A 14549-nucleotide genomic window follows, 5' to 3' on the forward strand; every position below is an offset into this window, starting at 1 on the left:
CTTACGGAACAACGATCAGCGGGCCACTGGCCGCCCCCGTTGCCCGCCACTGCGGAACGTACATGGACTCGACCATCGGAACAGGCACCTGGTAGGTTCCCGGCGTAACGGCACGGGCCAGGTAAACCAGCGTGACCGGCTGACCTTCATTGACCGGCACAGCGGCCACAAAGCGATCGTCGCGGAATTCCATGTGCTGAATATCAGACTGTTGCATCTGATTCAGCAGGTTTTGCACTTCACTGCCGCTGTCCTGCAAGCTGGCGCTGCTGCTCGCCAGATTCTGGTTTTCCAGCTCCAGACCTGCCGGGAGCAGATCCACCACCAGCGCATCCGGCACGTTCTGGCTGGCCTTCACTTCCAGCCATACCAGAACCAGTTCACCGCTCTTCAGAGAAGAGAGCGACTTGCTGCTGCCATCTGTCGCCAGGATATGACGTTCAATCTGCAAGACATTAGAGGATGGCTGAGGCGCATACTCCGGATAGCCAGTAGTGTCCAGTCGTACCCACAGCGGCGTAGTGCCGGTATTCGTCACCTGCAACGCACCAAGCTGGTCGCCGTTCAGGTTTTCTACCTGCGCTTTATCACCGCTCTGGGTCTGTTCAGAGAGGGTGGTCGTTGCCTGCCACGCGCCTGACAAGGTTTGCAGTGAACGTCCGGCCAGGAACAGCGCATTGCTCTCCTGGGTTGACAGCCAGCGCTGGCTGAACGCGTCTTCAGATAACGCGTTCAGCAGCCTGTTTTGCGCATCCGGCAGCAGCTTGTACTCTTCCAGCAGGGAGAGCATAAGGGCGTTATCACGCAGCTGGCTGCCGTAATCCGCCATCCAGTTTCGGCTGTCGTTACGGGGAGTTTTGAGAGCCAGCTCCAGCGCCTGCTGGCTGCGCGGTACATCCCCCATCAGTTTGAGTGCCATGCCCAGCTGCATCAACGGAAGCCCGGAAGCAGCCTGAGCGTGGCGATCCCAGATTTCACGCAGCGCACCGAGCGGCGCTTTTTGCTGACGCGCCAGTACCAGCGAAGCATATGCCTGGACAGCAAATTTGCTGGCCTGGGTGTCGTCACTGTAGCGGATGGACATCATCCCCGGATCCTGCAAATAGCGCAGCAGTCGGCTGTTGGCGTTATTCACCGCCTCGGCAGGCACGCTGTAGCCCTGTTCCCCCGCCCGCACCAGGAAGTCCGTGACGTATGCGGTCAGCCAGTACTCTTCCGGGCCGTTTTTATCCCACAAGGCAAAACCGCCATCGTCACGCTGCATTTGCAGCAGACGGGAGATCCCGATATCAATGGCAGCACGGCGTTTATCGTCGGTGTCGCCTTTAATGCCCAGCGCCTTCAGCTGTGCCGCGTTGGTGTAAAGCGACGGGAACAGGCCGCTGGTGGTCTGCTCAAGGCAGCCATATGGATAGGCCTGAAGTTCACGAATGTAGCGCGCCAGGTTCAAAGGTGGTTTACCGCTGAGCAACAGCTGCCCCTGTAGCGTGGCAGGCGAGAAACCGTCGATATGCTGTGCTGGCGCGCTCCAGGATTCGCCAGGGTTCAGCATCGTGCCCGTATTCACCGTTTGCGCCGGGAATGCGGGACGCACGCCAATTTTCCAGCTCTTCTGCTGCGGCGCAAACGTCTCACCAGGGAGCTGAAGTCCCGTCACCTGAGCAGTCACTTCCCCATCACCATAGCCTTCCAGCGCGCGCACCGGAATAAACAGAGTGGTACGTGCTCCCGGCGGTAACTGAACCGGTTGCGGCTGAGCGCCTTCCAGCGACAATTTACCGGTCGCGGTCAATGCCACATTCAGCGTTTGCGGCTGGTCCGTCAGATTAGTCAGGTCCAGCGTCAGGCGAGAGGTATCGCCACTTGCAAGGAATCGCGGCGCGTTAAGCTCGGTGATAATCGGAGCCGCCACAATGATTTTGCTTTCGCTGCTGCCGAAATCGTCTTCAGTCCAGGCCTGCGCCATCAGACGCAGTTCGCCGTTGAAATCGCCAATCGGCAGCGTGATGGTGCCTTCGCCGTTGGCATCAAGCGTAACCGGCTGCGCCTGCTGGGCAATAATGGTGACATGGTTCACCGGTGGCTTACCGCCGCGTTTCAGTTCATCGCCGTCTCCGCCAAAGCGCAGTGCGGCCAGACGTCCCTGACCTTCAATCACCTGGCCGTAAACATCATAGATGTCCGCGCCATAGCGCTTCTGACCGAAGAAAGCTTCCCACGGATCCGGCGTGACGTAGTCGGTAATGTTCAGCACGCCGCTATCGACAGCCGAGACCAGTACGTTCACCTTCTGTGGCACAGCCCCCTCTTTTACGCTGGCTTTCACTTTCACAGAAAGCGTCTGGTTCGGACGCATTTTTTGCGGGTTATCCAGTGCGATGGTCAGGCGACGATTTTCGTCCCCCATTGGCAGATGCAGCAGGCCAACCGCCCGTTTTGGCGTGGCGGATTTGGATTTATCGCCAGGACGAACCACCAGCGTGCTGAGGTAGAGATCGTGACGTTTCCAGGCCTTATCCACCGGAATGGCGAGATCCAGACCGTTTGCAGGCACGTCGATCTCTTTCCACCACAGCGGCCCTTCGCTTGATTCGATCATGGCATAGCCCTTGCCTGCTGCTGGCGCTGCAATATGCAGGTTGATGGTATCGCCTGGCTGATAGGCTGGCTTATCCAGTTTCAGCGTCACGCGATCCGGGCGAGCAGCGCCCGTGCCATCGCTGTTATCCTGCCAGCTGTACCCCGCCCAAAAGCGCACGCTGCTGACCATGTCATCAGGAGCTTTCACTTCCAGACGGTATGAGCCCCACTCCACCGGGAAGGTGACTTTACCGGTTTCATCGGCCTTGAGGTTTAGCTCCTGCTCGCCCTCAACCAGATCTTTTTGATCAAACTGAGACTGCCAGCCCTCACTCTCGGACCAGTTCCAGAAGTAGTCGCGACGCTCGCGGACCAGACGCACCTGCAAACCGGATACCGCTTTTTTTGCCCCGCTGGCATCGGCATAGACGATGTCAAAGCTGGCGTTGCCGTTTTCATCGACAATCGGCTGATTGACGGTGGTATCGGTACGGTAGTCGTAAACGGCCTTGCTGGCGAACTGTGGGCGGATCCCCGGAAGTTCAGCCGCAGGCCAGATAGCCTGCTCAGCGCGTCGCGTTACCGGACGCCCGCCTGATTCCAGCAGGCTGGCCTGCAAAATCAGTTGCAGCGGCGAGTGCACCTCTTTCCACTGGCTTTCGGTGGTAACCTGCCCGCGCCCCTGTTCATCCAGCGTAAGCTGCACTTCATCCAGGCTGCGGCTCAGGTTCTCTTCTGCAATATCACCGAACTGGAAGCCAGGCAGTGCAGGCACCGCGTCACGCAGCGGACGCAGGAAAAGCTGGCCTTGCAGAGAATTGCCGTTAGCGGGCGCGCCATACAGGTAATAGCCCGCAACGTTAAAGTCCACATCCTCCTGCGGGGAAACGGGCGTTTTTTGCCCGCTCAGATTCAGCGCCATACGTTCAGGCATAAAATCTTCGACGTGGAAATCCCACATGCGCTGCTGGTTATCGCCCGTATTTGCGCGAATATGCCACATACCGGTTTGAGCACCGCTATCAAGTGGATAATTAAAGCGATAGAGTCCGTTCTCAGGTTGCACAACGACCGTCCGCGCCACCTGTCCGTCCGGACGCAGCACGTCAAGTTTTACCGGTTGCTCGGGAAGCGGTTTTCCGTCGCTGTCGCGCAGCAGACCGTTAAGGATCACCGTTTCACCCGGACGATAGAGATCGCGAGGGCCAAACATAAAGAACTGCTTGCTGTAGCCCGGGTTACCGGCGATATCAAACTCCGCCAGATCCAGCGCAGGAAGTTTGAGGTCAAGCAGCGTGGTCTGGCCATCTTTACTGGCCAGGATCAGCGCGGCCTCTTTATCGGTTTCCAGTTTCGCATGACCATCGGCGTCGCTGTTCGCCTCGGCCAGGGTCTGCCCTTTATCGTTCAGAAGGGTAATGGTCACGCCTGACTGCGCCGCACCGTTTTCAAGACTCTGGGTGAAGATGTCCAGGCGGTTATGATAACGGTGCGCGGACAACCCAATATCACTTAAGGTAAAGAGCGTCGCGGCGTTACTGTAGTTGTAGTGACCAGCCTGATTCATCACGGCGATATAGACGCCAGACTGCTGGAGCGGCTTAATATCTTTGAGCGGCAGGAGGAGTTTCTCACGCGTGTTGCGCGCCGGGTTAAGGTCGAAACGGCCGGTGTAGACCAGTTCCGCCATCTTTAGCAGGTTGTCAGATTCCCAGTTAGTCAGCGAGTTACGGTACTCCCACTGGCTGACAAACGAGGCCAGCGACTCCGGCTTCACGCGATAGAAGTTCACGTCTACATTGTTGACGTTGAGCGCCATCACCGGCAACCCTTCCACCACTTTACCCGGCAGCAGCGATCCGCGGCTGGCAAATCCGACCGTCGGTTCTACATCTCGCGTTGTCAGGGCTTTCTCATAGTCAATTCCGAACGTCTCTTTGTTCAGCGCCTTCAGGCCGCGTTCAACGGTGACGACCAGATTACGGTTTGGCTCCAGATGGCGCAGGCGCAGCTCTTTCAGATTGGGGGCAAGCTCCCATGCCCCGTCCACTTTGCCGCTTTTTTTATCCACCACATGTACCGTTTTCGCAAAATCCTGGCTGGGATCCAGCGGTACCGAGAAGGTCAGAACCAGCGTCGCGGCGCCGTCGAGTTGCACTTCAGAGGCATCCAGCAGCGTCAACGCCTTACCCTGACTCTGCGCGGCCATCTTCGCCAGCGTTTCAGGATCCGGTTTTGCCGGGGTTTTCTGTTCTGATGCAGTAGACGCTGCGGGGGCAGCGGCCTGAGGTTTGTCGTCGCTATTATCACAGCCGACAAGCGTAAAGGTGGTGAGAAGCGCGAGAGAGATCGCGGCTAAGCGAAACGGTTTCATCCTATGTCCCTGGCCTGAGGGGCCTGTTGGTCGTCGTCCGGATAAGTATTATCCGCAAGTTTCGTTAATACAAAAAGTCCAATTTTATAATCTGGAAAGCGCCTCGCAGAATGGCATTACGCCGCTACACCGTGATGGAACGGCGATCACAGCGCATAACGTAACATGTTACCTTTCGCGTCATTTGTTTTTAAAACAAGAAGATAGCTGGATAAGCTCGCATCAGGCCTGCTAGTTTTATGACCATGACGCACCCCGAGTGCGCGGTTCAATAAGAGAGAAAGCCATGAAACGAGCCGTGAACGCCCTACAAAATTTCGGAAAATCACTTTACGGACCTGTACTTATCTTACCCATCGTCGGCCTGTTTATCGCCTTTGGAAATGTGCTCGGTAACGGCAATCTGGCCGAGTATCTGCCTTTTCTCGGCCACCCGCTGATCCAGAGTGTCGGCCAGCTGATCGCCAGGTCTGCCGTGTCGGTGCTGGTCAACCTGGCGCTGGTGTTTGCCGTCGGGATCCCCATTGGGCTGGCAACCCGAGACAAAGGCTACGCGGCGCTGATTGGGCTGGTAACTTTTATCGTGTTTATCAATGCCATGAACGTGACGTTACAGCTTCAGGGAGAACTGGCCCCTGCGGAACAGATGAAAGCCGCCGGACAAAGCATGGTGCTGGGCGTCCAGGTGCTGGAAATGGGCGTTTTCGCCGGGATCCTGACCGGGGCGCTCTCCGGTTATCTGTACAACAAATATTCCGGTGTCCAGTTTAACGGCGCGATGGCGATTTACTCCGGTCACTGCTTTGTTGCGATTGTGATGCTGCCTGTCTCTATGCTGCTCGGCGTGATCATGAGCGAACTCTGGCCGTACGCACAGCATGGAATAAGCGCCCTGGCGCTGGCAATCAAAGGGTCCGGTCCGTTTGGCGTGGCGATCTACGGTTTCCTTGAACGCATACTGGTGCCGACGGGCCTGCATCATCTGGTGTATACGCCGTTCCTGTATACCGAACTGGGCGGTACGCAGGAGGTGTGCGGTACGGTTTATCAGGGCGCGCGCAATATCTACTTCGCCGAGATGGCCTGCCCGGACGTGAAGCAGCTCAGCAGTACCGTGGTGTGGGATGCGCGCGGCATCAGCAAGATGTTCGGCCTTCCTGCCGCCGCGCTGGCGATGTACATGACCGCGAAGCCAGAGCGTAAGGCGATTGCGAAAGCCATTCTGATCCCGGCGGCGCTGACCTCGCTGCTGGTCGGCGTAACCGAGCCGATTGAATTCTCCTTCCTGTTTGTCGCCCCGCTGCTGTTCGTGGTGCATGCGGTGCTGACCGGCATCGGCATGATGCTGTTCTCGCTGTTTGGCGTTCACGCCATCGGCGCCAACGAGATTATCGATTTCATCCTCTACAACCTGCCGCTCGGTACGGAGAAGTCCAACTGGCCCATGTACATCGTGGTCGGGCTGATCATGTTCGCCCTTTATTTCGTGGTGTTCCGCTTCCTGATCCTGCGTTTCAACATGAAAACGCCGGGCCGTGAAGATGAGGACCAGAAGACGCGCCTTTACAGCAAGCAGGAGTACCAGGCGAAGGGCAATAACGACGGGCTGGGCGAATCAATCGTGGTGGGTCTGGGCGGTCGGGAAAATATAGAGGTAGTGGATAACTGCTACACCCGCTTACGCGTCACGGTGAAGGACGTCGCCATCATCGACGAACCGCGCCTGAAAGCGACCGGCGCGAAAGGGATTATCAAACAAGGTAACAACGTTCAGGTGGTCTACGGGCTGCATGTCAAAAAAATGCGAGAAGCCGTTGAGACGTTTCTCTGAAAGGAGCTAAAGATGTTTACACCCCCATTTATTCTGTCGATTGCCGGCGGCGGTAGCACCTACACGCCAGGTATTGTGAAAAGCCTGATGGTACGCCTGCACGATTTCCCCCTGGCAGAGATCCGCCTGTATGACATCGACGAGGCGCGCCAGAACACCATTGCGCCCGTGGTGGAGAAGGTTATTCGCGACCACAGCCAGAGCATCAAATTCACCGTCACCAGCGATCCGGAAGTGGCCTTCAGCGGCGCGCATTTTGTTTTTGCTCAGATGCGCGTCGGACAATACAAAATGCGCGAGCAGGATGAAAAAATTCCGCTGCGCCACGGCGTGGTCGGCCAGGAAACCTGCGGACCCGGCGGGCTGGCGTATGGCCTGCGTACGATCCTGCCGATGGTGGAGCTGATCGATCGGGTGGAACGCTACGCGCACGAAAAGGCGTGGATCGTGAACTACTCCAACCCGGCGGCGATTGTGGCTGAGGGCGTGCGTCGCCTGCGTCCCAACGCACGCGTGCTGAACATCTGCGATATGCCGGTGGCCGCAATGCGCAATATGGGCGCCATTCTGGGCGTGGATCGTCATAAACTGGAGGTGGACTATTTTGGCCTCAACCACTTCGGCTGGTTTACCCGCGTACTGGTGGACGGCGAAGATAAGCTGCCCGAGCTGCGTAAACATATCGCGAAGTTTGGCCTGCTGACGGAAGATGCCGCGAAAACCGACCCGCAGCACTCAGATCCGTCGTGGGTGAAAACCTGGCGCAACATCAAGCCGATTATGGATAACTTCCCGGAGTACCTGCCGAACCCGTATCTACAGTACTACCTGATGCCGAACCAGATTGTGGAGCATCAGAACCCCGACTATACCCGCGCCAATGAAGTGATGAACGGGCGTGAGAAAAAGCTGTTTGCCGCCGCCGAAGAGTACCAGCGCAGCGGGATCTTACCGGACGCCTTCCACGTAGGTGTTCACGGCGAATTTATCGTCGATGTCGCCTGTTCACTGGCGTTCAACCAGCGCCAACGTCATCTGGTGATGGTGGAAAACCGCGGGGCGATTACCAACCTGCCGTACGATTCCGTGGTGGAAGTACCTGCCTATATTACCTCCGAAGGGCCGGAGCCGATTCGCATCGGTCAAGTGCCACTGTTTCACCAGACCCTGCTGCAACAGCAGCTCGCCTCAGAACAGCTGCTGGTGGAGGCAACCATTGAAGGCAGCTATGAGAAAGCGTTGCAGGCATTCACCCTGAACCGCACCGTACCGACCATGGAGCACGCGAAAGCGATTCTGGATGAGATGATCGAAGCCAACTGCGACTACTGGCCCGCACTGCAAAAGGCCTGGCAGGAGGGCGAAGCGGTGAAAAAATAGGGGCTTGCTCGCGAGTTGAACGTGGTTAGCTTGTCGGTGTCAGAAAAAACACCGACAATCCTTTTTTACGGAAAAGAATGGAGGCAACCCATGTCCACCTCATATTTTGTCGCCGCCGACTGGCTAATTGAGCACGGCGACGACCCGGAAGTTCAGATTATTGACGCGCGGATGGCCCCTCCGGGCCAGGAGCATCGCGATGTTCCCGGTGAATACCGTGCCGGCCATCTGCCTGGCGCGGTATATTTTGATATCGAGGCCCTCTCCGATCGCAACTCTCCCCTGCCGCACATGCTGCCGCGTCCGGAAGCGTTTTCCGTGGCGATGCGCGAGCTGGGCATCAGCAAAGATAAACATCTTGTTATTTACGATGAAGGCAATCTCTTCTCCGCGCCGCGCGCGTGGTGGATGCTGAAAAACTTCGGCGTGGAAAAAGTGTCGATTCTGGCGGGCGGGCTTGCAGGGTGGAAGCGTGACGAACTACCGCTTCAGCAGGGTGACGTCTCGCTGCCGGAAGGGGATTTCGACGCGTCGTTTGACGCGCACGTGGTGAAGCGCCTGACCGATGTGCTGGTCGTGAGCCATGAAAAGACGGCGCAAATCGTCGATGCCCGCCCCGCACCACGCTTCAACGCTGAAGCGGATGAACCGCGTCCGGGTCTGAGGCGGGGCCATATTCCAGGGGCACTGAACGTGCCGTGGAGCGATTTGGTGTTTGAAGGCGAGCTGAAAACCACCGATGAATTGCGCACTATCTTTGAACGTGCGGGTGTTGATTTACATCGTCCGGTTATTGCCAGCTGCGGCTCCGGCGTGACGGCCTGCGTGGTGATTCTGGCGCTGGCAACCCTTGGTGCGAATGACGTGACTCTGTATGACGGCGCCTGGAGTGAATGGGGTGCACGGGACGATTTGCCGATTGAACCGGCGAAATAATGGATAATCGCCTCGCTACGCTGTTAACGCGCGGATCGTCGCTGACCCGTGCGGAGTATCGTGTCCTCGCCCATCTCACGGAGCATCCGTTGCTGGTGGGCAACATCACGGTGCGTGAGCTGGCGCAGGCGACATTTGTTTCCACCGCAACGATTATGCGGCTGTGCCAGAAGCTGGGTTTCAGCGGCTTTAGCGAGCTTATCTGGCACTGCAAACAGCTGCTTTCTGATACGCCACATATCACCGTGCAGCCTGAGCAACGTACAGAATTGCCCGCGCTTTTTGCTCAGTTCATTGCCAACTATCAGCACACCTTCCAGTGGGTTACCCAGGAAAAACGCCAGCAGTTTGCCAATCTGTTGCGCCAGAAAGAGAGTTTCTTTCTCTATGGCGCCGGTTTTTCCTATCTTTTTGCAGAGTACCTGACCAAGAAGTTGCAGGTGCTGGGAAAAACGGCGTTTATCTCCGGACCGGGGGACAGCCGGAATATATTCCTCAGCAACGCCGCGCGTTATCAGGTGTTTATTGCCGTTTCGCGCAGCGGCGAAACAGAGCAGGTGCTGGATAAAGCGCGGATTGCCAAAAACGTCGGCATGACAATCGTCGCCTTTACCCGCGCGTCGGCCAATACGCTGGCAGGCATGGCGGACGTGCACTTTGCCCTCTATGACGAAGCGGTACACTTCGCCGCCGAAGCCGCAGGGGTGACGTCGTTTGAGTCGAATCTGGTGCTGCTGATGGATTTACTGCTGCTGGAAGCGACGGGGTGAAGCTCACCCCGCCGCGATCAGATAATGCGGTTGGTCTTGAGATCGCGCAGGAAACCGCCCCAGCGACGCTCGTAGAACGGAGTGATGTGCTCGGTAATAAAGTGGCTAATGCCCTTCTCACCTTTCTTCACCTGACAGATATCAATTGGCTCATCGCCCGGCAGCGTGTCGGTCGCCACACTGCCCGCCGCCTGGATGATCTCCTCAATATCGCCGTCGGCCTCAATACCAATCAGCAGCACGGGCTGTTCGTCAGCGCTCTCTTTAATGGAGCAGAGGAACGCGCGTTTTACCGGCTTGAGGGTTTTAAACAGCGTGGTCAGGGAGTCGATCATCTGCGCAGGCGGCTCAGCCACTTCAGACAGCAGCAGCGTTTCGCCCCCTTCCAGCACTTCCTGAGTGCTGAGCGGGTTGCCCTCTTCACCCATCAGATGGCTGATTTCACGCGGGGTGAACTCTTTCCCGGTCGGCAGTTTGGCATTGAGGAACAGCGTCTGCCCCAGCGTCATTTCGAACAACGTGCGCACCGGCATCACCACGAACGCCTGTTCGTCTTCTACCGCTTCCTGCAAGGCCTCAAGCGAGGTAAAGAACGGTATCACCGACGTGCCGTCGTCTTTCTCCCAGTGCAGCAGATCCAGCGCGCTGTCTTCGACAACCTGCTCCCCTTCCGCTGCGGTGCCCGGCACCCAGACGGTGGATTCCAGCAACGTGCGGAAAAATGCCGGACGGTGGGCGGGTTCAGTCGCCGCCTGCTCCAGCAAGGTTTCTAATTCGTTTTTGGTTTCTGACATAGTTTGGCTACTTCAAAAAACGCCGGGTGGCGCTTCGCTGACCCGGCCTACAAAACCGTAGGCCCGTGCAAGCGCAGCGCCGCCGGGCAATACGATGACTCCGAAGGCGCGCGTAAGCTTAGCGCTACCCGGCAAAAAAGATCACTCAGCCGTCAGCAGATTCGCCACGGTACGCACGCCCAGACCGGTCGCGCCCGCGGACCACTGCTCAACCGCCGCTTTACGATAGGTTGCGGAGCAGTCGATGTGCAGCCAGCCTTCGTGATAATTCTCAACGAAGTGAGACAGGAAGCCTGCGGCAGTGCTTGCCCCCGCCGGGTACGCCGCGCTCGCGGTGTTGTTCAGCTCGGCAAAGTTAGACGGCAGCTGGCTGCGGTGGAATTCGGCCAGCGGCAGACGCCAGAACGGCTCGTTCTCTGCGGCAGCGCTTGCCAGCAGACGTGCGGCCAGCTTGTCGTCGAAGCTGAACAGCGCATGGTAGTCGTTCCCCAGGGCGGTTTTCGCCGCGCCGGTCAGCGTCGCCATGTCGATGATCAGCTCTGGTTTCTGCGCGGACGCATCAATCAGGCCATCGGCCAGCACCAGACGGCCTTCGGCGTCGGTGTTCATCACCTCAACGTTTTTACCGTTGCGGTAGCGAATGATGTCGCCCAGCTTGAAGGCGTTGCCGCTCACCATGTTGTCCGCGCAGCACAGGTAGAGCTTCACGCGCTTGTTCAGGCCGCGGGTAATCGCAAATGCCAGCGCGCCGGTAATGGTTGCCGCGCCGCCCATGTCGGACTTCATGGAGTCCATGAACGCGCTCTGCTTGAGGCTGTAGCCGCCGGTGTCGAAGGTAATGCCTTTCCCGACCAGGCAGGCAAAGACAGGCGCTTCTTTATCGCCGGTTGGGTTGTAGTCCAGCGCCAGCAGGACCGGAGGCCGCTCAGAGCCTCGGCCTACGGTGTGGATGCCCATATAGTTCTGCTCGCGCAGGTCCTCACCTTTGGTAATGCGGTAGGACATTTTGTCACCCGCCACGCCGCACAGCAGGTCAACGGCGCGCTGTGCAAGCTGCTCAGGACCTAACTCTTCCGCCGGGGCGTTGATGGTGTCGCGCACCCAGTCGATGATTTGCAGGCGGCTTTCCAGCTCTTTCTGACCGGCTTCGTCGAGGTTCGCCCACTCAATTTTGCGGGTGCCTTTCGGCCCTTTGTAGCCCGCCCAGAACGCCCAGCTACGGTCGGTGTCCCAGCCTTCGCCTTCCAGCGAGACATGTTTGATGCCCAGGCCGTCAATTTTGCGCGCGGCGCGCTGGATCAGGCCCAAATCATCGTTGCCCGTCAGGTGCAGGGTAATGCCGTCGTTGTTGATGCTGTAGCTGGCTTTCTCGCCCCAGCGCGCGTCGGCAGGCTGCGTAGAGAGCGTAATCTTCATCGCTTCGGTCATTTTATTTATCCTTATTAGCAAACGGGCCGCCTGAAGGCAGCCCGTTAAGTGATTTACTCTGCTTCATCTAACCAGACTAACAGAATCGCCTCCAGAATTTTTTCATTGGATGCGTTTGGATCGTCGTCGAAATCTTCTAAATCGCAGATCCACTGGTGCATGTCGGTGAATCGTACGGTTTTCGGATCGAGATCCGGGTTCGCGTCGTAGAGCGCTTCGCCGATCTCACGGCTGTCAGTCCACTTCAGTCCCATATTAATGCTCGCGTGCGTGGTTGATGGTGTAGCGTGGGAATTCCACGACCAGATCTTCATCGGTCACCGCGGCCTGGCAGCTTAAGCGGCTGTCTGGCTCCAGACCCCATGCTTTATCCAGCATGTCGTCTTCGTCTTCGGTGCTCTCAGCAAGAGAGTCGAAACCTTCACGCACGATGCAGTGGCAGGTGGTGCAGGCACAGGATTTTTCACAGGCGTGTTCCACTTCGATACCTGCGCGCAGGGCAACATCGAGAATGGTTTCACCGGTCTTCGCTTCCAGAACAGCGCCATCCGGACAGAGGTCCGCATGAGGCAAAATAACAATCTTTGGCATATTAAACCTCGTCCACGGACTGGCCTTTCAGCGCGACGCGGACAGATTTGTCCATGCGGCGAGCGGCGAAGTCCTGGGTTTGTTTATCAACGTTTTTAATGGCTTCTTCTATTGCGTCAGCGTCATTGCCCATGGCGACGACGCTTAAGTGCGCGGCAGCCTCGTCAATCACCTGACGCTCAGCGGCGCTTAACAGCGCGGCATCGGCATTGAGTGCCCCGGTCAGGCTCTCCAGCACGCGTGCGGCTTCCACTTTCTGTTCCGCCAGCATACGCGCCTTCACATCCTGCTCGGCGTAGCTCATTGAGTCCTGAATCATGGAGGCGATTTCGCCATCGGTCAGGCCGTAGGACGGCTTAACCTGAATAGACGATTCCACGCCGGTGGATTTTTCCATCGCCGTGACGCTGAGCAGGCCGTCGGCATCCACCTGGAAGGTGACGCGAATATGCGCCCCGCCCGCCGGTAATGCAGGGATACCGCGCAGCGCAAAGCGCGCCAGAGAGCGGCAGTCCTGCACCAGCTCGCGTTCGCCCTGCATGACGTGGATGGACATCGCAGTCTGGCCGTCTTTAAAGGTGGTGAACTCTTGCGCGCGCGCCACCGGAATGGTGGTGTTACGCGGGATGACTTTCTCCACCAGGCCACCCATGGTTTCTAAACCAAGGGACAGCGGGATAACGTCCAGCAGCAGCATTTCACTGTCCGGCTTGTTGCCGACCAGAATATCGGCCTGGATAGCGGCGCCTACGGCGACCACTTTGTCCGGATCGATGGCGGTCAGCGGCGTGCGGCCAAAGAACTCACCTACACGTTCGCGCACCAGCGGCACGCGGGTAGAGCCGCCGACCATGACCACTTCCAGCACCTCGTCAGCCTCAACGCCCGCATCTTTCAATGCGCGACGGCAGGCCAGCAGGGTGCGTTTAACCAAAGGTGCGATCAGATCGTTAAACTGGTCGCGGGAGATTTCACCCTGCCAGCCCGCCACGTTCACGGTAACCGTCTGCGCATCGCTGAGGGCAATTTTGGCATCGATGGCCGCATCCAGCAGTTCACGCTGGACGCGCGCATCGCTGCGATCGGCAATACCGGCCTGCTCGCGAATGTAATCCGCCAGCAGATGATCGAAGTCATCGCCGCCCAGCGCGGAATCCCCGCCGGTCGCCAGCACTTCGAACACGCCGCGGCTTAAGCGCAAGATTGAGATATCAAACGTCCCGCCGCCCAGGTCGTAAACTGCAATCACCCCTTCCTGACCGGAGTCGAGGCCGTAGGCAATCGCCGCCGCCGTCGGTTCATTCAGCAGGCGCAGCACGTGCAGGCCCGCCAGACGGGCTGCATCCTTGGTGCCCTGACGCTGTGCATCATCAAAATAGGCCGGAACGGTAATCACCACGCCGTCGAGATCGCCGCCGAGCGTCGCTGTAGCGCGCGCTGCCAGCGCCTTCAGGATGTCCGCAGAAACACGGATCGGGTTCAGCAGACCGGCCTCGGTTGCAATCATCGGCAGGCCGTTTTCGCTGGCCTGAAGCTGATACGGCAGATGCGGGTAGCGGGCCTGGATATCAGCCAGCGAGCGGCCCATCATGCGCTTAACCGAACTGATTGTATTGGCCGGATCGCGCGCGGCGTTAGCGCGGGCATCAAACCCGACCGCGTGACCCTGCTGCTGGTAGTGGACCACGGAAGGCAGCAGATGGCGCCCCTGCTCGTCAGCCAGCGTTTCCGCCTGGCCGCTACGCACGGTCGCCACGAGAGAATTGGTGGTGCCCAGGTCAATCCCCACCGCCAGACGACGCTGGTGCGGTGCGGCACTTAAGCCAGGCTCACTAATTTGTAATAAGGCCATAATTGCTTCCGAA

10 protein-coding genes are annotated in these 14549 nt (G+C 58.2%); 4 read left to right on the top strand and 6 right to left on the bottom strand.

The genetic code is table 11. The annotated features are described in order from the left end of the window. Position 1: 1 nt before the first annotated feature. On the bottom strand, positions 2–4954 hold the full coding sequence (locus tag G6Q29_RS13575) for an alpha-2-macroglobulin family protein (protein WP_165466006.1): 4953 nt from the start codon (positions 4952–4954) through the stop codon (positions 2–4). 286 nt (positions 4955–5240) lie between these two features. Between G6Q29_RS13575 and G6Q29_RS13580 the strand changes: the two genes are divergently transcribed. The 4 genes from G6Q29_RS13580 (at position 5241) to G6Q29_RS13595 (ending at position 9871) form a co-directional block, all read left to right on the top strand. Next, a complete protein-coding gene (locus tag G6Q29_RS13580; RefSeq protein ID WP_165466007.1) occupies positions 5241–6785 on the top strand; it encodes a PTS transporter subunit EIIC in 1545 nt (514 codons plus the stop codon). Positions 6786–6797: 12 nt separating this feature from the next. Then, entirely contained in the window at positions 6798–8165 is a 1368-nt protein-coding gene (locus tag G6Q29_RS13585) for a 6-phospho-alpha-glucosidase (protein WP_165466008.1), read from the top strand. Between the two features lie 90 nt (positions 8166–8255). Beyond that, positions 8256–9101, top strand: coding sequence for a 3-mercaptopyruvate sulfurtransferase (gene sseA, locus G6Q29_RS13590; RefSeq protein WP_165466009.1), 846 nt, complete (start codon positions 8256–8258; stop codon positions 9099–9101). After that, the gene (locus G6Q29_RS13595) at positions 9101–9871 is read left to right on the top strand and encodes a MurR/RpiR family transcriptional regulator (protein ID WP_165466010.1); all 771 of its coding nucleotides are present in this window, start codon (positions 9101–9103) and stop codon (positions 9869–9871) included. Before sseA ends, G6Q29_RS13595 begins: the two co-directional genes overlap by 1 nt. A gap of 17 nt (positions 9872–9888) precedes the next feature. On the opposite strand, the gene sseB is transcribed toward G6Q29_RS13595, so the two are convergent. From sseB to hscA, 5 genes are all read right to left on the bottom strand, one after another. Beyond that, positions 9889–10665, bottom strand: coding sequence for an enhanced serine sensitivity protein SseB (gene sseB, locus G6Q29_RS13600; protein ID WP_165466011.1), 777 nt, complete (start codon positions 10663–10665; stop codon positions 9889–9891). A 141-nt stretch (positions 10666–10806) separates the two neighbouring features. Next, on the bottom strand, positions 10807–12093 hold the full coding sequence (pepB, locus tag G6Q29_RS13605; protein WP_023331086.1) for an aminopeptidase PepB: 1287 nt from the start codon (positions 12091–12093) through the stop codon (positions 10807–10809). Between the two features lie 53 nt (positions 12094–12146). Next, the gene (iscX, locus tag G6Q29_RS13610; protein ID WP_003860650.1) at positions 12147–12347 is read right to left on the bottom strand and encodes a Fe-S cluster assembly protein IscX; all 201 of its coding nucleotides are present in this window, start codon (positions 12345–12347) and stop codon (positions 12147–12149) included. Between the two features lies 1 nt (position 12348). Then, the gene (gene fdx, locus G6Q29_RS13615) at positions 12349–12684 is read right to left on the bottom strand and encodes an ISC system 2Fe-2S type ferredoxin (RefSeq protein WP_003860652.1); all 336 of its coding nucleotides are present in this window, start codon (positions 12682–12684) and stop codon (positions 12349–12351) included. A gap of 1 nt (position 12685) precedes the next feature. Then, the gene (gene hscA, locus G6Q29_RS13620) at positions 12686–14536 is read right to left on the bottom strand and encodes a Fe-S protein assembly chaperone HscA (protein ID WP_165466012.1); all 1851 of its coding nucleotides are present in this window, start codon (positions 14534–14536) and stop codon (positions 12686–12688) included. Positions 14537–14549 lie beyond the last annotated feature (13 nt).

The organism is Enterobacter cloacae (assembly GCF_011078175.1).
Classification (GTDB): domain Bacteria; phylum Pseudomonadota; class Gammaproteobacteria; order Enterobacterales; family Enterobacteriaceae; genus Enterobacter; species Enterobacter cloacae_Q.